Below are 22,799 nucleotides of genomic sequence, written 5' to 3'. Positions count from 1 at the left end.
CGACAAGGAAGTTGTACAGCGACGTATGACCGAGCACACTCCCTTCGACCTGATCACCATCGGGCGCTCCGGCGTCGACATCTACCCGCTCCAGGACGGAGTGGGCCTCGAGGACGTCGAGACCTTCGGCAAGTACCTCGGCGGCAGCGCGGCGAACGTCACCGTGGCCGCCGCGAAGCACGGCCTGAAGTCCGCCATCATCACCCGCACGGGCGACGACCCCTTCGGCCGCTTCGTCTCGCGCGAGCTCGAGCGCCTGGGCGCCTCCGCCGAGTTCGTCCGCACCGTGTCGGGGCTGAACACCCCCGTCACCTTCTGCGAGATCTTCCCGCCGGACGACTTCCCGCTCTACTTCTACCGCGCGCCCAAGGCCCCCGACCTGGTCATCACCGTCAACGAGCTCGACCTCGACTCGATCGCCCGGGCCCGCATCTACTGGTCCACGGTCACCGGCCTCTCGGAGGATCCCAGCCGGACCGCGCACCACACGGCCTGGGAGGCGCGCGGCCGCCGCCCGCTCACGATCCTCGATCTCGACTACCGGCCGATGTTCTGGAAGTCGCCCGACATCGCCCGCCGCGAGGTGTCCCGCGCGCTCGAGCACGTGAGCGTCGCCGTCGGCAACCGCGAGGAGTGCGAGATCGCGGTCGGCGAGACCGACCCGCACCGCGCCGCCGATGCACTGCTCGACCGCGGCCTCGACCTCGCGATCGTCAAGCAGGGCCCGCGCGGCGTGCTCGCCAAGACGCGCGACGAGACCGTCGAGGTCGCTCCCTACGCGGTCGAGGTGGTCAACGGCCTCGGCGCCGGCGACGGCTTCGGCGGCGCCCTGTGCCACGGCCTCCTGCAGGACTGGTCGCTCGAGGAGGTGCTCCGCTTCGCCAACGTCGCCGGAGCGATCGTCGCCTCGCGGCGGGAGTGCTCGACCGCCATGCCCTCGACCGACGAGGTCGCCGAGATCGTGAGGAGCATCGCCGATGTCGCTGCCTGAGACCCTCGCCGCCCTCGATTTCGAGACGCTGCGCGAGATCCGCACCACCGCCCCCGAGACCGTGCTGCCCCGCGTGCGCGACCGCGTCCGCCGGCCGCTGCTCGCCGAGGACGGCCGCCTCTTCATCGTCGCCGCCGACCACCCGGCGCGCGGCGCCCTCGGCGTCCGCGACGACCCGACCGCCATGGCCGACCGCTACGGGCTGCTCGCCCGCCTCGTCACCGCCCTCGAGCGGCCGGGTGTGGACGGCGTGCTCGGCACGCCCGACATCATCGAGGACCTCGCCCTGCTGGGCGCCCTCGAGGGCAAGGTCGTCGTCGGATCGATGAACCGCGGCGGCCTCAAGGGCGCGCGCTTCGAGATGGACGACCGCTTCACCGGGTACGACGTGCCCGGCATCGTGGCGGCCGGGATCGACTTCGCGAAGCTGCTCCTCCGCGTGAACCTCGGCGACTTCGCGACCGCGGCCACCATCGAGGCGTCGGCCCGCGCGGTCGACGCGGCGGCGGCGGCCCGCGTGCCGATCATGCTCGAGCCGTTCCTCAGCCGCTGGGCGAACGGCGCGGTGCAGAACGACCTCTCGGCGGAGGCGGTCATCACCTCGATCGCGATCACCGCCGGGCTCGGCAACACGTCCGCCTACTCCTGGCTCAAGCTGCCCGTCGTGCCCGAGATGGAGCGGGTGATGGCGTCGACGACGCTGCCCACCCTCCTGCTCGGCGGCGATCCCTCCGGCAGCCCCGACGAGACCTACGCCTCGTGGGAGGCGGCGCTCGCGCTGCCCGGAGTCCGCGGGCTCGTCGTGGGCCGCACCCTGCTCTACCCGCCCGACGGCGACGTCGCGGGCGCGGTCGACACCGCCGCCGCGCTCGTGCACGGCTGACACCTCCCCTTTCGAGAAGAGAAGAAGGAACATGTCCGAAACCCTGGGAACCGAACCGATCCACGCGCTCGCCGTGGTGCCGCACTGGATCGACGGCCGCGAGTCGCCGTCGACCTCCGGCCGCACCGCTCCGGTCTTCGATCCGGCGCTCGGAGTCGCGACGAAGGAGGTCGCGCTGGCCGACGACGCCGAGATCGAGGCCGCCATCGCCTCCGCGAAGGCCGCGTTCCCCGCGTGGCGCGACCTGTCGCTCGCCAAGCGCCAGCAGATCCTGTTCCGCTTCCGCGAGCTGCTCGAGGCGAAGAAGGGCGAGCTGGCCGAGATCATCACGTCGGAGCACGGCAAGGTCGTCTCGGACGCGCTCGGCGAGATCACCCGCGGCCAGGAGGTCGTGGAGTTCGCGACCGGCCTCGCGCACCACCTTAAGGGTGAGTACTCGGAGCAGGTGTCGACCGGCGTCGACGTGTACTCGACGAAGCAGCCGCTGGGCGTCGTCGGCATCATCTCGCCGTTCAACTTCCCGGCGATGGTGCCGATGTGGTTCTTCCCGATCGCGATCGCGGCCGGCAACACGGTGATCCTCAAGCCGTCCGAGAAGGACCCGACCGCCGCGATCTGGCTCGCGAAGCTGTGGAAGGAGGCCGGTCTCCCCGACGGCGTGTTCACGGTGCTCAACGGCGACAAGCAGGCCGTGGACGGGCTGCTCACGCACCCGGACGTGCGCTCGATCTCGTTCGTGGGGTCGACTCCGATCGCGCAGTACGTCTACGAGACGGGCACCAAGCACGGCAAGCGGGTGCAGGCGCTCGGTGGGGCGAAGAACCACATGCTGGTGCTGCCGGATGCGGACCTCGACCTCGTGGCCGACTCGGCGATCAACGCGGGCTTCGGCTCCGCGGGGGAGCGCTGCATGGCGATCTCGGTGGTCGTCGCGGTGGAGCCGGTGGCGGATGAGCTGATCTCGAAGATCCAGGACCGGGCGTCGCAGTTGCGCATCGGCGACGGGCGTCGCGGCTGCGACATGGGTCCGCTGGTGACCGAGGTGCACCGCGACAAGGTCGCCTCGTACATCGCGATCGCGGAGGAGGACGGTGCGGAGGTCGTCATCGACGGTCGCGGCATCGAGGTCGACGGCGACCCGAACGGCTTCTGGCTCGGCCCGACGCTGCTCGACAAGGTCCCGACCACGTCTCGCGCCTACACCGAGGAGATCTTCGGCCCGGTGCTGTCGATCGTCCGCGTCGGCACGTACGAGGAGGGCGTCGAGCTGATCAACGGCGGCGCGTTCGGCAACGGCACGGCGATCTTCACGAACGACGGAGGGGCGGCCCGCCGCTTCCAGAACGAGGTCCAGGTGGGCATGATCGGCATCAACGTGCCGATCCCGGTGCCTGTGGCGACGTTCTCGTTCGGCGGCTGGAAGTCGTCGCTGTTCGGCGACACCAAGGCCCACGGCGCGGAAGGGGTGCGCTTCTTCACGCAGCAGAAGGCGATCACCAGCCGCTGGCTCGACCCGTCGCACGGCGGCATCAACCTGGGCTTCCCCCAGAACTGAGTTTCTGAGCCTCTCTCCTCGCTTCGCTCGTCGATCGGCCGCGGTCGGCGGGGCAGGAGGCGGGGTTCCGCAGAGCGTCCTGCGTCCGCACACGACGATCCGCTGACACGCGGATCGCCGGTTGTGCTCGGACACCTCTGCTGGTCGAGTAGCCGCGCAGCGGCGTATCGAGACCCACCACCTCCCGACTCCCACCGACCACCCCTCCACGGAAGGCCCCGCACATGACCACGCAGAACGACTGGGTGTTCCCCCGCGGCGCCCTCGCGCGCGACGGGTGGGAGTCCGTCGTCGACGACTCCCGCGCGGGCTGGCAGCACACCGGCCTGCGCGTCGCCGACCTCGCCGCGGGGACCGTGCTCGAGCTCCCCGCCGACGGCGTCGAGCGCCTCGTGGTCCCGCTGTCCGGATCGTTCACGGTCCGGCACCAGAGCTCGGGTCCGTCGGAGACCACCCTGCTGGAGGGTCGGGTCTCGGTCTTCGACGGTCCGAGCGACGTCCTCTACCTCTCGAGCCTCGCCTCCGCGACGCTCGAGGGGGAGGGGCGCGTCGCCGTCGCCGAGGCGCCCACCGCCGAGGTGCACCCCAGCCGCCACATCACCCGCGACGAGGTGCCGATCGAGCTGCGCGGCGCCGGCCGCTCGAGCCGGCAGGTGCACAACTTCGGCACGCCGCAGGCCCTCGAGGCCGGGCGCTTCATCGTCTGCGAGGTGATCACTCCGGCCGAGAACTGGTCGAGCTACCCGCCGCACAAGCACGACGAGTCGATCCCGGGCCAGGAGTCGCGCCTCGAGGAGATCTACTACTTCGAGACCGCCGTCGCGAAGGGCCTCGACGCCCCCGCGCAGGCCGACCCGTTCGGCTTCCTCCGCACCTACTCCTCGCCGGCCGGCGAGATCGACGTGCTCGCCGAGGTCCGCACCGGCGACGTCGCCCTGCTGCCGTACGGCTGGCACGGCCCGTGCGTCGCGGCGCCGGGCTACGACCTCTACTACCTCAACGTGATGGCGGGGCCGGATCCCGAGCGCGTCTGGAACATCTCGGACGACCCGGCCCACGGCTGGATCCGCGCGACGTGGGAGGGTCAGGACATCGATCCGCGCCTCCCCTATGACCGCTGACCCCCGGCACCGACACGACACCCCTCGACGAAGAAGGACGGCACGACATGAGCACCACCAGGCGGATGACGGTCGGCCAGGCGCTGATCGAGTTCCTGGCGAACCAGTGGACGGTCGACGGCGACCACCGCGAGCGCACCATCGCCGGCACGTTCGGCATCTTCGGGCACGGCAACGTCGCCGGCATCGGCCAGGCGCTGCAGCAGCTCGAGGCCGAGCAGCCGGGACTGATGCCGTACCACCAGGCGCGCAACGAGCAGGCGATGGTGCACCAGGCGGTCGGCTACGCGCGCATGCGCCGGCGTCGCGCGACGTTCGCGAGCACCGCCTCCGTCGGCCCGGGCGCGGCGAACATGCTCACCGGAGCCGCGCTCGCCACCACGAACCGCCTGCCCGCTCTGCTGCTGCCGAGCGACACCTTCGCGACCCGCGTCGCGGATCCGGTGCTGCAGCAGATCGAGCTGCCGCACGACACGAGCGTGCAGGTCACCGACGCGTTCCGCCCGCTGTCGCGCTTCTTCGACCGCGTCGACCGCCCCGAGAAGCTCTTCTCGATCGCCCTCGCGGCGATGCGCGTGCTGACCGACCCCGCCGAGACCGGCGCCGTGACCATCGCCCTCCCCGAGGACGTCCAGGCCGAGGCGCTGGACGTCCCCGAGGAGTTCCTGGCGCCCCGCGAGTGGCACGTCCGCCGCCCGGTCCCCGAGCGCGGCCCCCTGGCGCGCGCCGTCGACGCGATCCGCTCGGCGAAGAACCCGATCGTCGTCGCGGGCGGCGGAGTGATCTACTCCGGCGCCGAGGACGCCCTCCGCGCGCTCGTCGAGGGCACCGGCATCCCGGTCGGCACCTCGCAGGCCGGCGGCGGCTCCCTGCTGTGGGACCACCCGCAGTACCTCGGCGGCATCGGAGCGACCGGCACCACGGCGGCGAACCGGCTCGCGGCCGAGGCCGACGTGGTCATCGGAGTCGGCACCCGCTACTCCGATTTTACGACGGCGAGCCGCACCGCGTTCCAGAACCCCGACGTGACCTTCGTCAACATCAACGTCGCCTCCTTCGACGCCTACAAGCACGGCTCGCAGCTGCCCGTCATCGCCGACGCCCGCGAGGCTCTGGAGGCGCTGCTCGCCGCGCTCGAGGGCTGGAGTGTTCCCGAGGAGTGGTCGTGCAGGGCCGCCGAGGAGAAGGCGGCGTGGGACGCCGTGGTCGACCGCGCGTTCGAGCCCTCCGGCGGCGAGCTGCCCGGTCAGGCCGAGATCATCCACGCCGTGCAGTCGGCCTCCGACCCGCGCGACGTCGTGGTGCAGGCGGCGGGCTCGCTCCCGGGAGACCTGCACAAGCTGTGGCGGGTGCGGGACAGCCTCGGGTACCACGTCGAGTACGCCTTCTCGTGCATGGGCTACGAGATCGCGGGCGGACTGGGCGTGCGCCGCGCGGCTCCCGACCGCGACGCGATCGTGATGGTCGGCGACGGCTCCTACCTGATGCTGCACACCGAGCTCGTGACGGCGGTGGCCGAGGGGCTGAAGATCATCGTGGTCCTGCTGCAGAACCACGGCTACGCGTCGATCGGGCACCTGTCCGAGACCCTCGGAGGCGAGCGCTACGGCACGCGCTACCGCGACGGGAGCGGCGCGGTGCTGCCCGTGGATCTCGCCGCCAACGCGCGCAGCTACGGCGTCGAGACCATCGAGATCGCTCGCGGACCCGAGGCGGTGGCCGACCTGGGCCGCGCGATCACGGCCGCGAAGGCGTCCGCGACGACCACGCTCATCCACATCGAGAGCGACCCTCTGCAGTACGCGCCGAGCGGCGAGGGCTGGTGGGACGTCCCCGTCGCCGAGACCTCGACCCTGCCCGGCACCCAGCGCGCCCGCGAGGAGTACGTCGAGCACTCCGCCGCCCGCCGCCCCCTCCTCGGCTGACCGCGCCGCTATTGCTGGTCGAGTAGCGCCGCAGGCGCGTATCGAGACCCGCGATGTCCTGGAGCTGGTGGATCTCGATACGCCCGCTGCGCGGGCTACTCGATCAGCGGGCCTCTTTTGCTGGTCGAGTAGCCCCGGAGGGGCGTATCGAGACCCGACGGTCCCAGCGTCTCGGTCTCTCGGTCGGCTCTTCTGGAGTGGGTGGATCTCGATACGCCCGCTGCGCGGGCTACTCGATCAGCGGGCCTCTTTTGCTGGTCGAGTAGCCCCGCAGGGGCGTATCGAGACCCGACGGTCCCAGCGGCTCGGTCTCTCGGTCGGCTCTTCTGGAGTGGGTGGATCTACTTGGAAGAGACCCCCGCCTCCTTGCTGGTCGAGTAGCCCCGAAGGGGAGTATCGAGACCCACGTCTCCCAGAAGATCCGTCTCTTCCCCGCCCTGCGTTGGCGCCGAAGGCGCCCCCTCCGCTCGATACGCCCGCTGCGCGGGCTACTCGATCAGCGGGCTGGGGGTCGCGCCTCTGTTGCTGGTCGAGTAGCCCCGGAGGGGCGTATCGAGACCCGACGGTCCCAGCAGATGTGTCTCTCGATCGGCCCTTCCGGAGTGGGTGGATCTCGATACGCCCGCTGTGCGGGCTACTCGATCAGCGGGCTGGGAGCCGCGCCTCTGTTGCTGGTCGAGTAGCCCCGGAGGGGCGTATCGAGACCCGACGGTCCTAGCGGCTCGGTCTCTCGGTCAGGTCTTCCGGAGTGGGTGGATCTCGATACGCCCGCTGCGCGGGCTACTCGATCACCAAGCGGGGGCTGCTCCCACGAGAAGCGTCCTGCTCGGAGCCGCCTTTTGCAGACGGTCGATCGCGACGGGCAGACCCCGGGTCAGCGCTCGACGAGCGTGATCTCGAACGAGTACAGGTCCGGGCGGTAGCAGTGCTGGCCGTACTCGACCGCGCGGCCCGAGCTGTCGAACGCCGTGCGACCCATGGTCAGCACGGCCGCGCCCTTGGGCAGGTCGAGCAGGCGGCTCTCGGAGGCGGTGGCCGAGCGCGCGCCGATCCGCTGCTTCGCGACGCGCATCGTGACTCCCCGGCCGCGCAGCAGCTGGTACAGCCCGTGGCGAGCGAGCGACTCCTCATCGAGGTCGACGAACGCCTCGGGCAGCACGTTGTCGAGGATCGCGAGCGGCACTCCGTCGGCGGAGCGCACGCGCTTGAGGTGCAGGGTCGGGCTGCCGACCGCCACGGAGAGCGCCTCGGCGGTCTTCTCGTCGGCGCCCTCGACGGAGGAGGAGAGGAGCGTCGTCTCGGGCTTCTGCCCCGTGCGCTCGAGGTCCTCGTAGAGGCTGGTCAGCTCGACGTTGCGGGTGACCCGGCCGTGGACGACCTGGGTGCCGATGCCACGGCGGCGCACGAGCAGGCCCTTGTCGACCAGCTCCTGGATCGCGCGGCGGATCGTGGGGCGCGAGAGGCCGAGGCGGGCGCTGAGCGCGACCTCGTTCTCGAGGCGGGCGCCGGCCGGCAGCGTCTCGTCGAGGATCGCCTTCTCGAGGAGGTTCGACACCTGGTAGTAGAGCGGCACCGGACCGGAGCGATCGAGCCCGAGGAAGAAATCGGGGGGCAGCATCTGCTCGTCCTGAGGCATGGGCTCCGCTCTCGTTCGTCGATCTCCCATCCTGACATATCGGCCGATTGTCGGGTCGCGCGAGCATAAGAAAGACAGTATGTTAGGACATAAGGACGAAGACGCCCCGCTCTGGTCCTCCTGCCACCGTCGAGAGAGAGCCTCCATGAGCACCGTCCGGACCACCAGCGACACCAGCACCCCGCTCGCCCGGGCGGCGCAGGCGAGTCCGACGAGTCTCTGGAACGACTCGGCGGACCTCTCGGAGCTCTCCCGGTCGATCGGGTTCGGCGCCGTCGGAGCGACCTGCAACCCGGTGATCGCCTACACGACCATCCGCAAGAACCTCGACGTCTGGGGCCCGCGCCTGGCCGAGCTGGCCGCCGAGCACCCCACCCTGGGCGAGAGCGCCCTGGGCTGGCTCGCGATCGAGGAGATGTCGGTCCAGGCGGCCGAGCTGCTCCTCCCCGCCTTCCGCGAGAGCGGTGGCCGCAACGGCCGGCTCTCGGTGCAGACCGACCCGCGCCTGCACCGCGACGCCGACGCCCTCGTCGAGCAGGCCGTGCACTTCTCGCACCTCGCCGAGAACATCATCGTGAAGATCCCCGCGACGAAGGTCGGCATCGAGGCCATCGAGAAGGCCACCCGCCGCGGAGTGAGCATCAACGCGACCGTCTCGTTCACCGTCGCGCAGGCGGTCGCCGTGGCCGAGGCGATCGAGCGGGGTCTCGACGCCCGCGCCTCCGACGGCGAGCCCGAGCGCGAGTTCGGCAGCGTCGTCACGATCATGGGCGGGCGCCTGGACGACTGGCTGAAGGCCTCGGCCGCCGCCGACCGTCTGCTGCTCGACCCCGGCTACCTCGAGTGGGGCGGCGTCGCCGCGCTGAAGGAGGCGTACCGGATCTTCCAGGAGCGCGGCTACCGCTCCCGGATCCTGTCGGCGGCGTTCCGCAACCACCTGCAGTGGTCGGAGCTCGTCGGCGGCGACCTCGTGGTCTCGCCGCCCTTCGAGTGGCAGCTGCTCATCAACGAGAACGGCATCGAGGCCGAGCCCGACCGCATCGACGTCCCGGTGCCGCCGCAGATCCTCGAGACGCTGCTCGGGCGCCTCCCCGAGTTCCGCCGCGCCTACCTCGAGGACGGCATGACCATCGACGAGTTCGACTCGTTCGGAGCGACCCGTCGGACCCTCCGGCAGTTCCTGGACGCCGACGCGCAGCTCGACGCGCTCGTGCGGGACATCCTGCTCCCGGTGATCTGAGCCGTCGTGCCGGACCACCAGGACGAGAGCGTCACCTTCCGCTCGCGCCGCTGGGTGCGTCCGGAGGACTTGAACGCGCACGGAAGCCTCTTCGGCGGCAGCCTGCTGCGCTGGATCGACGAGGAGGCGGCGATCTACGCGATCCTCCAGCTCGGCAACCCGCGGGCCGTGACGAAGTACATCTCCGAGATCGACTTCGTCTCCTCCGCCGTGCTGGGCGACCTGATCGAGATGGGCCTGCGCGCCACGTCCTTCGGCCGGACCTCCCTGACGATGCGCGCGGAGGTGCGCAACATGATCACCCGGCGCAGCATCCTGGTGATCGAGCGCCTCGTGTTCGTGAGCCTCGGCGACGACGGGCGGCCCGCTCCGCACGGCTACAGCACGATCACCTACGACCGCGACCGGCTGCCGGTGGGTGCAGCGTGACCGGCTGGCGGATCCGCGACCACCACTCCGACGACGTCGACGGCGTGCTGCGCCTCTGGGAGCAGGTGAACGCCTCCGAGGCCCGGCCCGTCTACAACCTCGCCGAGGTGCTGGCGTCGTGCGCGAAGGACCACGCCGTCGTCGCGCTGGTCGACGACCGGGTCGTGGGCGCGGCGGTCGGCCGCGCCGCGCACGCCCAGGGCTGGGTCGTGTTCCTCGCGACGGCTCCCGAGCACCGGGGCCGCGGGATCGGCTCCGCTCTGCTCGCGGCCCTCGAGTCGCGGATGGCGCCCGCCGGCATCTCGAAGCTGTCGGCGCTGATGCCCGCGGCCGAGACCCGGGTCGGCGCATTCCTCCGCCAGGGCTTCGAGGTGGGGCAGAACCTGCACTACTTCGAGCGGCGCGTGCCGGTGCAGGGGGAGGAGCTGCGGCTGCTCGCCGAGCTCGGCGGCCGCGTGCTGCCGCGCGGCCTGTGGGACGCGGTCGGCGGCATGACCGCCGAGAAGGAGCTGCTGGAGCGACGACTGGTGATGCCCCTGGCGCGTCCGGGTCTCGCCGAGCGCTACGGAGTCGCCCCGCCGCGCTCCGTGGTCCTGTTCGGCCCGCCCGGCACCGGCAAGACCACCTTCGCGAAGGCCATCGCCTCGCGCCTGGAGCGGTCGTTCGTCGAGGTGTTCCCCTCGCGTCTCGCCGCCGATCCGGCCGGTCTCGCGGGCGGGCTCCGCCAGACCTTCGAGGCGATCGCCGGACTCGAGCGCGCGGTCGTGTTCCTCGACGAGGTCGAGGAGATCGCGTCGCACCGGCAGGGCGAGCCGCCCTCGCCGACGCAGGGCGTCACGAACGAGCTGCTGAAGCTCATCCCGTCCTTCCGCGAGCAGCCCGACCGGCTGCTGATCTGCGCCACGAACTTCATCCGCGCGATCGACTCCGCGTTCCTGCGCCACGGCCGCTTCGACTACGTGATCCCGATCGGCCTGCCCGACGCCGAGGCCCGCCGCGCCATCTGGGCGCGCTACATCCCGGCCGCCGCGGTCGTCGACGTCGAGGTGCTCGTCGAGCGCACCGAGGGCTTCTCGCCGGCCGACATCGAGTACGCGGCACGGAAGGCCTCGCAGGCGGCGCTGGAGTCGGCGGTCTACTCGGGCGCCGACGACTCCGGCCCGTCGACCGACGACTACGCCGCGGCGATCGCCTCGACCCGGGCGACAGTGTCGCCGCAGGTCGCCGCGGAGTTCCTGGAGGACATCGTCACCCTCGGGCGCGTCTGACCTCGCACGCTCGCTCCGCCGTGCGCTCGCTCTGTTCCTCGCGACCCTGAACGCCCCCTCGCACTGCCCCGTGATCCGTCACGGGTGGCCGCGCAGCCGGCCGTCTGTGACGGATCGATGCCGTCGAGGTCGGAGCCGTCGTGGCCGTCCCGCGGAAGTCGGAGCGGTCGAGGGTCCTTGAGCACCGCTCTGCCGCGCAACTCCGCTGCGCATCATCAGCTGAGGAGGGGGTCTCGCGGCTGTCAGCCGTCAGACCCCCTCCTCAGAAGATGTTCTGCACCCTGCCGCCCGCACGGAAACGATCCGCCGCGATCCGCTCCTCCCGGGCAGGGAGGGAAGCGGATCGCGGCGGATCGCGGAGGGGTGGTTCGTCAGGCCCGGGGCGGACCCGCGGGCGTCGTGGCCACCCCGGCCTCGGCGGCGACCTCGCGGGCCACCGGGGAGTCGGGCATCTCGCGCTGCAGCTCGTGCGCCAGCGAGTCCAGCTCGGCGCCGCCGGCCATCAGGCCGGTGAGCTCCGCCAGCGAGATCTCGCTCTTCTCGAAGTTGCCGAGGCTCGTGCCGCGGTTCAGGAGGAGGAAGCGGTCGCCGACCGGGTACGCGTGGTGCGGGTTGTGGGTGATGAACACCACTCCGAGGCCCTCGTCGCGCGAGCGGGCGATGTACTTCAGCACCACGCCGGACTGCTTGACGCCGAGCGCGGCGGTCGGCTCGTCGAGGATCAGCACGCGGGCGCCGAAGTGGACGGCGCGGGCGATGGCGACGCACTGGCGCTCGCCGCCCGAGAGGGTGCCGATGGGCTGGTCGACGTCGCGGAGATCGATGCCCATGCGGGCGAGCTCGTCGACGGTGATCTGCTTCATCGACTTGACGTCCAGGCGGCGGAACGGACCGACGCCCGTCGTCAGCTCGGAGCCGAGGAAGAAGTTCCGCCAGACCGGCATGAGCGGCACGACCGCGAGGTCCTGGTAGACCGTGGCGATGCCGGCCGAGAGGGCCGCGCGAGGCGAGGCGAACGTGATCGGCTCGCCGTCGAGCAGCAGCGTGCCCTCGGTGGGCGTGTGGGCGCCGGCCAGCATCTTGATGAAGGTCGACTTGCCCGCGCCGTTGTCGCCCAGCACGCAGGTGACCTGCCCCGCGTTCACGGTGGTCGAGACCCCCGCGAGCGCGTTGACGGCTCCGTAGCTCTTGCCGATGTCCCTGACCTCGACGATGGTCGTGCCCACCGGGGTCTTCGGGGTGGCCGGTCGCCCGGTCGAGGGTCCTGCGGTGTCGGTGCTCATCGCCCGCCTCCTGCTCGTGTGCGGACGAAGTTGTTCAGGAGGACCGCGGCGAGCAGCATGCCGCCGAGGACCGTCCGGAGCCAGTTGGTGTCCCACTGGGCGAAGGTGATGCCCTGGAAGACCATGCCGTAGATCAGCGCGCCGAGGGCGGCGCCGATCGCGGAGCCGTAGCCGCCGGTCATCAAGCAGCCGCCGACGACCGCGCAGATGATGTAGATGAACTCCTGGCCGACGCCGGTGTTCGCCTGCACCGTCGAGGTGCGGAAGAGCGAGATCATGCCGACCAACCACGCGGCTCCGGCCGTTCCCATGAACAGGCCGATCTTGGTCTTGAACACGGGCACGCCGACCTGGCGCGAGGAGTTGAGGGCGCCGCCGACGGCGAACACCCAGTTGCCGGCGCGGGTGCGCAGCAGGAGCCAGGTGGCCACCGCGGTCACGACGAACCACCAGAGCACCGAGATGTAGAACGTGCCGTTGCCGATCTGGAGTGAGGCGCCGAAGAGCGGCTGGATCGAGTCGTACGCGGGGACCTGGGTCATGCCCTGGATCGCCACCTGCCCGGTGATGAGCTTGGTGACCGCGAGGTCGATGCCCGCGAGGGCGAAGAAGGTGCCGAGGGTCACGATGAAGCTGGGGAGCCCGGTCTTCATCACGAGGACGCCGTTGAGCGCGCCGACGCCGAGGCAGACGACGAGCGAGACGAGGACGGCGACCCAGATGCTCAGCCCGTAGTGGGTGGTCAGGATGCCGACGATCAGCGCCGAGAACCCGGTCATGACTCCGGCCGAGAGGTCGAACTCGCCGCCGATCATGAGCACGGCGACGGCGACGGCCATGATGCCGAAGGTGGAGGCCGACTCGAGCCAGACGCCGGCTCCGGCGAGGCTCAGGAACTGCGGGGTGTAGAGGGAGAAGAACACCAGCACGGCGAGGGCCGCGACGAAGGCACCGGTCTCGGGCCGGGCGAGGATCTTGCGGATGGGACGCCGCTCGAGGCGGGGCCTCGTCGCGATCGTCACGATGTCTGTGGTCGTCAACGGTGACTCCTGATTCGTGGGACGAGCGGGGGGCCGGGCGCGGGGCGCACCGGCCCCCGTGGGGGTCTGGAGCGGGTCGCGCTCTAGCGGGTGCCGTTGGCGGCGAACTCCGCGACCTCGGCCGCGTTGTCCTCGGTGACGAAGGCAGGTCCGGAGTAGACGGGCTGGCCACCGCCGATGATGTTGCCGTTGGTCGCGTAGAGCTCGAGCGCGGTCACACCCAGGAAGCCCTGGACGTAGGGCTGCTGGTCGACCGCGAAGAGGACGCTGCCGGCCTCGACCGCCGAGACGACGTCCTCCGAGAGGTCGAAGGTGCCGATCTGCGCGGTGCTGCCCGACTCCTCGACCGCACCGACCGCGTCGATGGCGTACTGGCCGCCGAGGGTCAGCACTCCGTCGATGGACGGGTCGGCCTGCAGCTTCGACTTGATCGTCGCCTTGACCTCGGCGTCGTTGGTGCCGTCGACCTGCAGGTTCGTCATCGTGCCGCCGAAGGTGCTCGCGGCGGCCTTGCAGCGCTCCTCGAGGCCGACGTTGCCCGCCTCCTGGATGACGCAGAGCGCGTTGGTGAGGCCGGCGTCGGCGAGTCGCGTGCCGACGGCCTCTCCGGCCACGGTCTCGCTCTGGCCGATGTGGGTGAGGGCGCCGAACTCGGCCGAGCGCTCGATGCCGGAGTTGATCGTGACGACGGGGATGCCCGCCGCGACGGCCTTCTCGACGCTGTCGCGGACACCGTCGGGGTTGGCCATCGAGACCACGATCCCGTCGACGTCCTGCGCGACCGCGTTGTCGATGAGCTGCGACTGCTTCGCGGGGTCGGGGTCGGAGTTGTAGGTGACGGTGGCGGAGTAGTCGGCTCCGGCCGCCTCGGCGCCGGACTTCACGCGGTCCCAGAAGGCGTCGCCCGGTCCGGAGTGGGTGACGACGGCGTAGGTGAGGTCGCCGCCCTCCGTCGTGGTGGCCGCGGTCTCCTGGCCCGTACCGGTGCAGCCGGCGAGGAGCACTCCGGTGGCCGCCGCCAGGCCGAGGCCGGCGAGGAATCGCTTCTTCATTGAAAAGTCCCTTCGGTTCGGATCGCGTCGCGCGGGACGGTCCGGGGTGACGTCGGTGTCGGGTCGAGTATGAGCGAGGGGATCATTCATGTCAATACATTCTGTCATTGAGCTACGATGGGGGTGTTCAGAGTCGAATACGTCAGGAGCATCGTGTCCTCATCGCCCCGCATCGGAGTAGGCCTGGTCTCGTTGGGATGGATGGGGCGCCTGCATTCGCGGGCGTACCGCGCCGTCCGAGACCACTATCCCGAACTGTCCGCCACCGTGGAGCTGGTCTCGGCCGCCGACACCGACGCGGGAGTCCGCCGCAGCGCCGAGGAGGTCCTCGGCTACCGCCGCACCACCGCGGACTACCGCGAGGTGCTGGCCGACCCCGAGGTCGACGTGGTGTCGATCTGCGCCCCCAACTTCCTGCACCGCGAGGTGGCGCTCGCCGCCGCCGCCGCGGGCAAGCCGTTCTGGATCGAGAAGCCGATGGGACGCTCCGCCGCGGAGTCGTCCGACATCGCGCGCGCCGCCTCCGCGGCCGGCGTCGTCACCTCGGTGGGCTTCAACTACCGCCACGCGCCCGCCGTCGCGCGCGCCCGCGAGCTCGTGCGCTCCGGCGCGATCGGGACCGTGACCAACGTCCGGGTGAGCCTGCTCGCCGACTACTCCGCCGATCCGCTCGGCGCTCTGACCTGGCGCTTCGTCCGCGAGCGGGCGGGCTCCGGCGTGCTGGGCGATCTGCTGTCGCACGGAGCCGACCTCGCGCAGTTCGTCGCGGGGCGCATCGACTCCGTCACGGGGCTGACCGAGACGTTCATCCGCGAGCGGCCGCTGCCCGGCTCCGGCGCGGCCGGGCACTTCAGCAAGGGCGAGGAGGGCGGGGCGACCGGTCCCGTCGAGAACGAGGACTACGCCGCGCTGCTCGGCCGCTTCGAGTCGGGCGCCGTGGTGGTGCTCGAGTCGAGCCGCGTCGCGATCGGGCCGCGGGCCGAGTACGCGCTCGAGGTGTACGGCACGAAGGGCTCGCTGCGCTGGGACTTCCAGCGCCTGAACGAGCTGCAGTTCGCCGACGACACGAGCGGCTACCGCACGATCATGGCGCAGCCGGGCTTCGGCGACTTCGCCCGCTTCCAGCCGGGAGCCGGGACGAGCATGGGCTTCGACGACCTCAAGACGATCGAGGCGCAACTCTTCCTGCGCTCGGTGCTGGAGGGGCGCCAGCTCGCGCCGTCGGCGGCCGACGCCTGGTCGGCCGCCGAGATCGTCGAGGCGGCGGTGCGGAGCGACCGCGCCCGGGCGTGGGAGCCGGTCGGGCGCGTGGAGGGCGACACGACGTACGACCTCTGAGACGGCGGAAGGGGGCAGGGCGCTCGGCGCCCCGCCCCCTCCTCGTCGTCGATGGATCTCGAGACGCCCGCTGCGTGGGCTACTCGATCAGCAGAGCTTGCTGGTCGAGCAGCCCCGCAGGGGCGTATCGAGACCCACGTCTCCCGGAGCCGGTCGAGCCGTCGTCAGGCGAACGCCGCGCGGAAGCGCTCCAGCGCCGTGTCGGAGTCGCCCGACGGCCACGCCTCCAGGCCCACGACGCCGTCGTAGTCCAGCGCGCGCAGCTCCTGCGCGATCGCGGGGTACCGGATCTCGCCCGTGCCGGGCTCGCAGCGCCCGGGCACGTCCGCGACCTGGATCTCGCCGATCCACGGCAGGGCGCGGCGCACGAGCTCGATCAGGTTCCCCTCGCCGATCTGCGCGTGGTACAGGTCGAGGTTCAGGCGCAGCCCCGGGCTGTCGACGGCGCTGACGAGTGCGAGGGTGTCCTCGGCTCGGGCGAACGGCACGCCCGGGTGGTCGACGGCGAGGTTGAGGTTCTCGAGCGTGAAGACCCGCCCGTGGCGCTCGCCCAGCGCGGCGAGCCGGGCCAGGGTGTCGATCGCCCGCTCCCGCTCCTGGGCCGTCACGTCGGTCCCGGGGCGCACCGGCAGGCCGTCGGGGTCGAGCCCCGTGCCGTGCAGGTTGAGCCGCGGGGAGTCGATCGTCTCGGCGGCGGTGAGCGACAGCTCCGCTGTGCGCAGTAGCTCCGCGATGCCGTCGGCCGTGATCAGGTCGCCGGTGAGGTACCCGGTCATCGACGAGAACGTCGCTCCGGTGGCGGCGAGGGCGGGCAGGTCCTTCGTCGACCAGTCCCAGATCTCGACCTCGAAGCCGAGCTCGTGGAGCCGGCGGACGCGGTCGACGACGGGCAGCTCGCGGAAGAGCATCTCGGCCGAGGCGGCCAGGCGCACGGTCATCGCGGTCTCAGACCTCGACGGCGACGGAGACGCGCTCGACGGCCGAGCGGGCCGCCGCGTCGGCGAGGATCAGCGCGGCGCGGCCGTCGGCGAACGTCGGGCTGGTCGACTCCTCGCCCCGGGCCAGGCGGATGAACGCGCGCAGCTCCGCGATGTACGCGGCGGAGTACCGCTCCAGGAAGAAGTCCTGGTACGGCGGCTTCGCCTCGACGCTCGACGCGGTCGAGAGGCTGACGAGGCTGGTGAGCGAGTTCGACACCTGCAGCGAGCCGTTCGCGCCGAACGCCTCGATCCGCTGGTCGTAGCCGACGGCGCTGTGGCGCGAGTTGGTGATCGAGACGAGGGCTCCGGAGGAGGAGCGGAGGGTCACCATCGCGGTGTCGAAGTCGCCGTGCTCGCGGGCCCCCGGGTCGAAGGTCGTGGTGCCCGTGGCGGTGACCTCGACGATGTCGGGGAGGAAGAAGCGGGCCATGTCGAAGTCGTGGATCGTCATGTCGCGGAAGATGCCGCCCGACACTCCGATGTACGCGGCGGGCGGCGCCGCCGGGTCGCGGCTGATGATCGAGAGCTGCTCGAGCTCGCCGATCTCGCCGGCCGCCACGCGCGCCCGCGCCTCGGCGAAGGCGGGGTCGAAGCGGCGGTTGAAGCCGAGCGCGATGGGCACGCCGGAGGACTCGACACGGGGCAGCAGGGCGTCGACGCGCGCGATGTCGAGGTCGATCGGCTTCTCGCACAGCGCCGGGATGCCGGCCTCGATCGCGGCCTCGAGGAGGTCGACGTGGGTCGCGGTCGGCGAGGCGATCAGCACGGCGTCGATGCCGCCGGAGGCGAACATCTCGGCCGCGTCGGTCGTCACGGTGCCGCCGTAGCGGGCCGACACGGCGTTCGCGCCGTCGACGAACGGGTCGCAGACCCAGGAGAGGGAGGCGTCGGGATCCGCGGCGATGTTCGCGGCGTGCACCTGGCCGATGCGGCCGGTGCCGATGAGTCCGAAGCGGAGCGGGGTCGTGGTCACGTCACTTGTCCTTGCTGCCCCGAGGGGCGTCGGGTGCCCGGAGAGGGCGGGAGGAGGGGTCAGGCCCAGTCGCGCAGCGCGTCGCGGTTGACCCGCTGGTCGGCGCCGCGCTCGTCGCGGAACTCGGAGATCACGGCGTCGGGAGCGTTCAGGACGTCCTGCTCGACGACGATCCAGCCGTCGTAGCCCAGGAGGTCGACCGCGGTCATCACGGCGGAGAGGTCGATGTCGCCGCGTCCGAACGCGACGAAGGAGCCGGAGGACCAGACCTCGCGCATCCCTCCGCCCGCGGCGAGCACGCGCTGCAGCTCGGCGAGGTCGACGTCCTTGAGGTGCAGGTGGTTGATCCGCGAGCCCCAGCGCTCGACGGCGAGCAGGGGGTCGCCGCCGGCGATGAAGAGGTGGCCGGTGTCGAGGGTGAGGCCGATGTCGACCGCGCCGAGGAAGCGGTCGATCTCCTCCGGCGACTCGATGAACGTGCCGGCGTGGTGGTGGAAGGTCGGCTCGAAGCCCGCCGCGCGGGTCAGCTCCACGGCGCGCTCGACGTTGGCGACGAGGGTCGACCAGCGCTCCTCGCCGAGCGGATCGGTGGCGGCGCCGCGACCGGGGGAGGCGCGCCGCGCATCCGATCCGTCGTCGGCGAAGGTCGGCAGGGGGAGCCGCGCTGGCCCGCCCTCGGAGGCCTCGGAGAAGATCCGGAGCGTCTCGTGCAGCTGGGGGAGGGCGGCGGTGAAGGCCTCGTCGTCCGAGAAGGGGAGCTGGATCCAGCCGCCCGCGAGGTCGAGTCCACCGCGCTCGAGGCGGTGGCGGAGCTCCGCGCCGCGGCCGAGGTAGCCGACGGGGCCGAGGTCGACGCCGGTGTAGCCGGTCTCGGCGAGCACGTCGACCAGCTCGTCGGGGCCGACGACCTCGGCACCCTCGGGCGTCAGCTCGAACACCCCGAAGCTGACGGGCGCTCCGGCGACGGACGCCTTCATCGGGTGCCTCGGCGAGGGGCGGTGGCGCGCGGGCGTGCTCTTCTCATACGACGGTGTACGACTTCCTCGAGGGGGACAGCTTATGTCCTTACAATAGCACAAGCTCGTCGAGGCATGACGGGTGTGATCGCGGCTTCTCCACAGCCTCCCACCGCGCTGATCCACCACCGCCTACAGTGCGGTGGTGAGCGCTCGTCTGAACCGGATGATCTACGTCGACGACTCCGGTCATCCGCCGTCCGGCCTCGTCGTCTACGGCTGGATCGAGTTCCCACCCGACCGTTGGGCCGACGTCCTGCGGAGCTGGCTCGACACCCGCAAGCGACTCTGGCGCGAATTCGGCATCCCGGTCGTGGAGGAGCTGCACACGACCGCCTACGTGAACGGGCGAGGCAGGATCTCGAAGCGGATCCCCGACCGGCACGTGCACGCCGGCGTCGAGTACTGGAAGGACTTCGGTCGTGAAGTCGCGCTCGAGTGCTTGCAGACGCTCCGCTCCACCGAGGGTCTGCGAGTCGGAGCCGTCTGGCGGAGGGGGGATCCGCAGCGCCTGGCACGTATCAGGCAAGAGACGTATGCAGCGCTCGTCACGCGGTTCGAGCGTGAGCTCACGCAGGACGAGTCGCTTGCGCTCGTCTTCATGGACGGCGACGGAAGTGACACGAGCTACCGGTCGACGCACCGCGCTCTCAAGCTCGCGGAACGTCGAGTCGTCGAGGACGCCGTCCATCTCGATTCGCGCGGCTCGCAGCTGGTCCAGATGGCGGACCTCGTCGCATGGTCCGCGAACGCTCATGTCGATCGTCATGCTCGCAACGAGTTCGCGTGGGAGTGGTATTCGGACCAACTCAGTGAACGCGACCCAGCTCGTGCACCCCTCGAGATCTGATCGTTTAAACAGCGAGACCCCCTTGTCCACGTGTGTGGGGGGGTCTGCACTGATGACTCTACCCGAGCCCGTGGTGGGTGTCGAGATGCGTGCTCGCCTCCCGCCCAGGCGTTCCCTCCCTCTCGATCCCGCACCGAGCACGCGAGATGTGGTCGCCGACCGCTATCGGACGACGGCGACCGTCGCCGCCGACGTGCGGGCCGCCGTCGCGTAGCCGGTCTTCCTCCCGGTCACCGTGACGGTGATCCTCGTGCCGGCGGTGGCGGTGGTGGGGCGGTAGGTCGACGAGACGGCGCCGCTGATCGCGGTCCCGTTGGTGCGCCACTGGTACGAGACGGTCACCGGCGCCGGGCCCCAGGCGCCGGGATTCGCGGTGAGGAGCGAGCCGACTTTCGCGGTGCCGGAGACGGTCGGCGTGGGCGCGACGAGGGTGCCGGCGACCACGGCCGCGGTGGCGTTCGAACTGCGGACGGCGGTGGTGAAGCCCGGCTTCGCTCCGGTCACGGTGACCGAGATCGTCTTCCCGACGGTGGCGCTCGAGGGCGTGTAGGTGGCGCCCGTCGCGCCGGACAGCACCGTTCCACCGGCCTTCCACTGGTAGGTGAACGAGACCGGAGCGGGTCCCCACGCGCCGGGGACGGCGGTGAGGACGGAGCCGACCCTCGCGGTGCCGGTGACGGTCGGCGCGGCCGTGGTGAGCGTGCCGGAGGCGACGGCCGCGGTCGCCGCGGAGGTGCGGCTCGCCGCCGCGTACCCGGTCTTGGTCCCGGTGACCGTGACGGTGATCACCGTGCCGAGCGTCGCGCTCGAGGGCCGGTACGTGGCGGCGGTCGCTCCGCTCAGCGGGGAGCCGTCGGCCCGCCACTGGTAGGCGTAGGTCACCGGAGCCGGTCCCCAGGCCCCCGGGGTCGCGGTGAGGGTCGAGCCCACTCGCGCGGTTCCCGTGATCGTGGGAGTGACGGAGGTGAGGCGGGCGGTCGGCGCGAGACGGACGGTCGCGCTGGAGGCGGACCCCGTCCCGATCGCGGTGACGGCCTGCACGGTGAGGGTGTAGCCCGTCTCCGCGCGGAGGTTCGTGAACGTCTGCGAGCGCGCCGTGGCCGGCAGCACGGTGGACCACGCTCCGGCACCCGAGGCGTCGGTGCCGTCCCGCGCGACCCGGTAGCCGGTGACGGGCGAGCCGCCGTCGGCGAGGGGCGGCGACCAGCTGAGCGCGGCGGACCGCGCGGTGTCGTTCGGGCTCGCGGAGACGCCGGTCGGCGCGCCCGGGATGGTGACCCGCGGAACGGTGACGGCCGCCGATCCGATCGCTCCGGCCCCGAGGGCGTTGATCGCCCGGACGCTCAGCTCGTAGGACGACCCGGCCGCCAGATCCGTGAAGCGCTGGGAGCGCGCCGTCGCGGGCACGACGGTCGACCACGGGCCGTTGCCCGCCGCATCCGTCCCGGTCCGCGAGACGCGGTAGCCGGTGATCGCCGAGCCGCCGTCGGATACCGGGGGCGCCCAGGTCAGCGTCGCCGTGCGGTCGGCCGCTCCGGTCGCGCGGACGGCGGTCGGGGTCGGGGGAGTGGAGGCGCCTTCGGCGTAGAGGAGGCGACCCGTGGATCCGTTCGTGTCCTGGACCGCCGACGTGGCGCTCGAGGTCACGAGTGCGGCCAGTCGCGCCGGGGTCGCGGCGGGCTCGGCCTGGAGGAGGCGGCCGACGACGCCCGTGACGTGGGGCGCGGCCATGGACGTCCCGCTCAGGACCGCGGTGGCGGAGTCGGACCAGGGAGCCGCCGAGAGCACGGACGATCCGGGCGCCCAGACGTCGAGGCACGGGCCGTGGTTCGAGTAGTAGGCGGGGCTGTCGTCCGGCTCCGTCGCGCCGACCGTGAGGGCGTTCGGAGTGCGTGCGGGGCTCGCGGCGCAGGCGTCCGCGGTGCTGTTGCCCGCCGAGACGATCACCGGGATCCCGCTGCTGACGGCCCGTTCCACGGCCTCGTCCACGGGGGCGTACGCGCCGCCGCCTCCGCTGATGTTGATCACCGACGGTCCGGTCCGCGTGCCGATGACGAAGTCGATCGCGGCGATCATGTCACTCCACGTCCCCTGCCCGGAGCAGTTCCAGACGCGCACCGGCACGATCGCGACGTCCTTGGCGACGCCGTACGTCGCTCCGCCGATGGTGCCCGCGACATGGGTGCCGTGACCGTTGCAGTCGGACAGCGCGTCGGCGTCGTCCTCGACGACGTCGTAGCCGCCGCTCACCCGCCCGCCGAACTCGTCGTGGCTCGCCTGCACGCCGGTGTCGAGGACGTAGGCGGTCACTCCGGCGCCCGTCGTCGAGTAGCGGTACACGCCGTCGCCGGTCGTCGCGCGCTGGTCGAGCCGGTCGAGGCCCCAGGCCGGGTCGGACTGCTCCGCGCTCGCGCGGGTCTCGCCGTCGGCCGTCACGTCGACGACCGACGGGAGTCGGCGGAGGGCCGCGACCTCGGTGCCCGTGAGCTCAGCGGCGAAGCCGTTCAGCGCCCGGCTGTAGCGGTGCAGGATCCGGTCCAGCGGCAGGGCGGCGGCGGCGGTCCCCGCGGCAGCGACGCCCGTCGTGCGGACGATGTAGCGGCTCAGCGAGACGGACTCGGTCGCGGACTGCGTCGCGGACGCCGCCGGGGCGCCGCCGGCGATCAGCGCGAGCGCCGTGACGATCGCGCTCCAGCTCAGGACTGTTCTTCTGCGGGTCACGGGGCTGCTTCCGGATGTGCCGCGCTGCGCGCGAGAGGGGAGGGGAGACGCTGCGACGTCGGGCGCGAGCGGGGGGTCCGACGCTGAACCGCGTGTCGTGGACCGGAGTCGCGGCCGACGCTATCTCCCGGCGGGTTCTCGGGAACCCCCCTCTTAGAGCCGGACCGGGAGGCCACCCTTCCGTGTCCTCCCTCCGGTGACGGCGGGCGCGGGCCGCCGGCTCCGCGACCGCTGCCCTTCCACCGCCCTCCTGCGCGATCTGCAGGTGGATGCACGATCTGCAGGCGGATCGATCTGCAGGTGATCCGCCCGGGAAAGCCCCTTCCTCCGCTTGCCGCTGACGTCCGGTCCCCGGATCCCCTGCAGATCGAACCGGCACCCGCCCACATCCCCTGCGAATCGAACCGACACCCACGGCAGCCCGCACCCCCGCCTGTGGACAGCCCTGGCCGCCCAGCGAGCGCCCCCGCCCCCGCTGTGGACGCCGCTGGCCGCGGA

Annotated in this window: 18 protein-coding genes; 10 read left to right on the top strand and 8 right to left on the bottom strand. The window is 71.7% G+C overall.

What is annotated here, in order from left to right:
* The first annotated feature begins 25 nt into the window (after nt 1–25).
* The 5 genes from iolC (at nt 26) to iolD (ending at nt 6,475) form a co-directional block, all read left to right on the top strand.
* The gene (gene iolC / locus LRG51_RS10965) at nt 26–991 is read left to right on the top strand and encodes a 5-dehydro-2-deoxygluconokinase (RefSeq protein WP_230672755.1); all 966 of its coding nucleotides are present in this window, start codon (nt 26–28) and stop codon (nt 989–991) included.
* A complete protein-coding gene (locus tag LRG51_RS10960) occupies nt 978–1,874 on the top strand; it encodes a Cgl0159 family (beta/alpha)8-fold protein (protein WP_056868996.1) in 897 nt (298 codons plus the stop codon). Before iolC ends, LRG51_RS10960 begins: the two co-directional genes overlap by 14 nt.
* Nucleotides 1,875–1,905: 31 nt before the next feature.
* The gene (locus LRG51_RS10955) at nt 1,906–3,429 is read left to right on the top strand and encodes a CoA-acylating methylmalonate-semialdehyde dehydrogenase (RefSeq protein WP_230672754.1); all 1,524 of its coding nucleotides are present in this window, start codon (nt 1,906–1,908) and stop codon (nt 3,427–3,429) included.
* 224 nt (nt 3,430–3,653) lie between these two features.
* Nucleotides 3,654–4,550: a 5-deoxy-glucuronate isomerase gene (gene iolB, locus LRG51_RS10950; protein WP_107574092.1), complete on the top strand. Its 897-nt coding sequence runs from the start codon at nt 3,654–3,656 to the stop codon at nt 4,548–4,550.
* A gap of 47 nt (nt 4,551–4,597) precedes the next feature.
* On the top strand, nt 4,598–6,475 hold the full coding sequence (gene iolD, locus LRG51_RS10945; protein WP_230672753.1) for a 3D-(3,5/4)-trihydroxycyclohexane-1,2-dione acylhydrolase (decyclizing): 1,878 nt from the start codon (nt 4,598–4,600) through the stop codon (nt 6,473–6,475).
* 874 nt (nt 6,476–7,349) lie between these two features.
* Here the strand turns inward: iolD and LRG51_RS10940 are convergent.
* Nucleotides 7,350–8,111, bottom strand: a complete 762-nt coding sequence (locus LRG51_RS10940; RefSeq protein ID WP_230672752.1) for a GntR family transcriptional regulator — start codon at nt 8,109–8,111, stop codon at nt 7,350–7,352.
* Nucleotides 8,112–8,256: 145 nt separating this feature from the next.
* On the opposite strand from LRG51_RS10940, the gene LRG51_RS10935 reads away from it, so the two are divergent.
* From LRG51_RS10935 to LRG51_RS10925, 3 genes are read left to right on the top strand one after another with little or no spacing between them, the layout of a single operon-like run.
* Entirely contained in the window at nt 8,257–9,351 is a 1,095-nt protein-coding gene (locus tag LRG51_RS10935; protein ID WP_230672751.1) for a transaldolase family protein, read from the top strand.
* Nucleotides 9,352–9,357: 6 nt separating this feature from the next.
* Complete coding sequence (locus tag LRG51_RS10930) at nt 9,358–9,780, top strand: acyl-CoA thioesterase (protein WP_230672750.1); 423 nt, start codon at nt 9,358–9,360, stop codon at nt 9,778–9,780.
* On the top strand, nt 9,777–11,048 hold the full coding sequence (locus tag LRG51_RS10925) for an ATP-binding protein (RefSeq protein ID WP_230672749.1): 1,272 nt from the start codon (nt 9,777–9,779) through the stop codon (nt 11,046–11,048). The genes LRG51_RS10930 and LRG51_RS10925 overlap by 4 nt, the downstream gene beginning before the upstream one ends.
* 371 nt (nt 11,049–11,419) lie before the next feature.
* On the opposite strand, the gene LRG51_RS10920 is transcribed toward LRG51_RS10925, so the two are convergent.
* From LRG51_RS10920 to LRG51_RS10910, 3 genes are all read right to left on the bottom strand, one after another.
* Nucleotides 11,420–12,331: an ATP-binding cassette domain-containing protein gene (locus tag LRG51_RS10920; protein WP_230672748.1), complete on the bottom strand. Its 912-nt coding sequence runs from the start codon at nt 12,329–12,331 to the stop codon at nt 11,420–11,422.
* A complete protein-coding gene (locus tag LRG51_RS10915; protein WP_056865909.1) occupies nt 12,328–13,371 on the bottom strand; it encodes an ABC transporter permease in 1,044 nt (347 codons plus the stop codon). Before LRG51_RS10915 ends, LRG51_RS10920 begins: the two co-directional genes overlap by 4 nt.
* Before the next feature lie 83 nt (nt 13,372–13,454).
* Nucleotides 13,455–14,423, bottom strand: a complete 969-nt coding sequence (locus LRG51_RS10910) for a sugar ABC transporter substrate-binding protein (protein WP_056865910.1) — start codon at nt 14,421–14,423, stop codon at nt 13,455–13,457.
* Nucleotides 14,424–14,576: 153 nt separating this feature from the next.
* On the opposite strand from LRG51_RS10910, the gene LRG51_RS10905 reads away from it, so the two are divergent.
* On the top strand, nt 14,577–15,761 hold the full coding sequence (locus LRG51_RS10905; protein ID WP_230672747.1) for a Gfo/Idh/MocA family protein: 1,185 nt from the start codon (nt 14,577–14,579) through the stop codon (nt 15,759–15,761).
* 164 nt (nt 15,762–15,925) lie between these two features.
* Here the strand turns inward: LRG51_RS10905 and LRG51_RS10900 are convergent, their stop codons facing one another.
* The 3 genes from LRG51_RS10900 to LRG51_RS10890 are packed head-to-tail and all read right to left on the bottom strand — an operon-like array spanning nt 15,926 to nt 18,691.
* Nucleotides 15,926–16,699, bottom strand: coding sequence for a TIM barrel protein (locus tag LRG51_RS10900; protein ID WP_230672746.1), 774 nt, complete (start codon nt 16,697–16,699; stop codon nt 15,926–15,928).
* A 7-nt stretch (nt 16,700–16,706) separates the two neighbouring features.
* A complete protein-coding gene (gene iolG, locus LRG51_RS10895; RefSeq protein ID WP_230672745.1) occupies nt 16,707–17,714 on the bottom strand; it encodes an inositol 2-dehydrogenase in 1,008 nt (335 codons plus the stop codon).
* 59 nt (nt 17,715–17,773) lie between these two features.
* Complete coding sequence (locus LRG51_RS10890; protein WP_107574102.1) at nt 17,774–18,691, bottom strand: sugar phosphate isomerase/epimerase family protein; 918 nt, start codon at nt 18,689–18,691, stop codon at nt 17,774–17,776.
* A 184-nt stretch (nt 18,692–18,875) separates the two neighbouring features.
* On the opposite strand from LRG51_RS10890, the gene LRG51_RS10885 reads away from it, so the two are divergent.
* Nucleotides 18,876–19,580, top strand: coding sequence for a DUF3800 domain-containing protein (locus LRG51_RS10885; RefSeq protein ID WP_230672744.1), 705 nt, complete (start codon nt 18,876–18,878; stop codon nt 19,578–19,580).
* A 162-nt stretch (nt 19,581–19,742) separates the two neighbouring features.
* Here LRG51_RS10885 and LRG51_RS10880 read toward each other — a convergent pair whose 3' ends face one another.
* Complete coding sequence (locus LRG51_RS10880) at nt 19,743–22,301, bottom strand: S8 family serine peptidase (RefSeq protein ID WP_230672743.1); 2,559 nt, start codon at nt 22,299–22,301, stop codon at nt 19,743–19,745.
* Nucleotides 22,302–22,799 lie beyond the last annotated feature (498 nt).

The sequence above is a fragment of the Rathayibacter sp. Leaf248 genome, assembly GCF_920939495.1.
In the GTDB taxonomy this organism is placed as follows: domain Bacteria; phylum Actinomycetota; class Actinomycetes; order Actinomycetales; family Microbacteriaceae; genus Rathayibacter; species Rathayibacter caricis.
This window is presented reverse-complemented; position numbering and strand designations above follow the sequence as displayed.

What these genes read in the sequence shown, in the direction of transcription:
- LRG51_RS10900 (WP_230672746.1), bottom strand. Translation starts at nt 16,699, where the DNA reads ATGACCGTGCGCCTGGCCGCCTCGGCCGAGATGCTCTTCCGCGAGCTG.
- LRG51_RS10910 (WP_056865910.1), bottom strand. Translation starts at nt 14,423, where the DNA reads ATGAAGAAGCGATTCCTCGCCGGCCTCGGCCTGGCGGCGGCCACCGGA.
- iolB (WP_107574092.1), top strand. Translation starts at nt 3,654, where the DNA reads ATGACCACGCAGAACGACTGGGTGTTCCCCCGCGGCGCCCTCGCGCGC.
- LRG51_RS10920 (WP_230672748.1), bottom strand. Translation starts at nt 12,331, where the DNA reads ATGAGCACCGACACCGCAGGACCCTCGACCGGGCGACCGGCCACCCCG.
- LRG51_RS10955 (WP_230672754.1), top strand. Translation starts at nt 1,906, where the DNA reads ATGTCCGAAACCCTGGGAACCGAACCGATCCACGCGCTCGCCGTGGTG.
- LRG51_RS10935 (WP_230672751.1), top strand. Translation starts at nt 8,257, where the DNA reads ATGAGCACCGTCCGGACCACCAGCGACACCAGCACCCCGCTCGCCCGG.
- LRG51_RS10940 (WP_230672752.1), bottom strand. Translation starts at nt 8,111, where the DNA reads ATGCCTCAGGACGAGCAGATGCTGCCCCCCGATTTCTTCCTCGGGCTC.
- iolC (WP_230672755.1), top strand. Translation starts at nt 26, where the DNA reads ATGACCGAGCACACTCCCTTCGACCTGATCACCATCGGGCGCTCCGGC.
- LRG51_RS10890 (WP_107574102.1), bottom strand. Translation starts at nt 18,691, where the DNA reads ATGAAGGCGTCCGTCGCCGGAGCGCCCGTCAGCTTCGGGGTGTTCGAG.
- LRG51_RS10960 (WP_056868996.1), top strand. Translation starts at nt 978, where the DNA reads ATGTCGCTGCCTGAGACCCTCGCCGCCCTCGATTTCGAGACGCTGCGC.
- iolD (WP_230672753.1), top strand. Translation starts at nt 4,598, where the DNA reads ATGAGCACCACCAGGCGGATGACGGTCGGCCAGGCGCTGATCGAGTTC.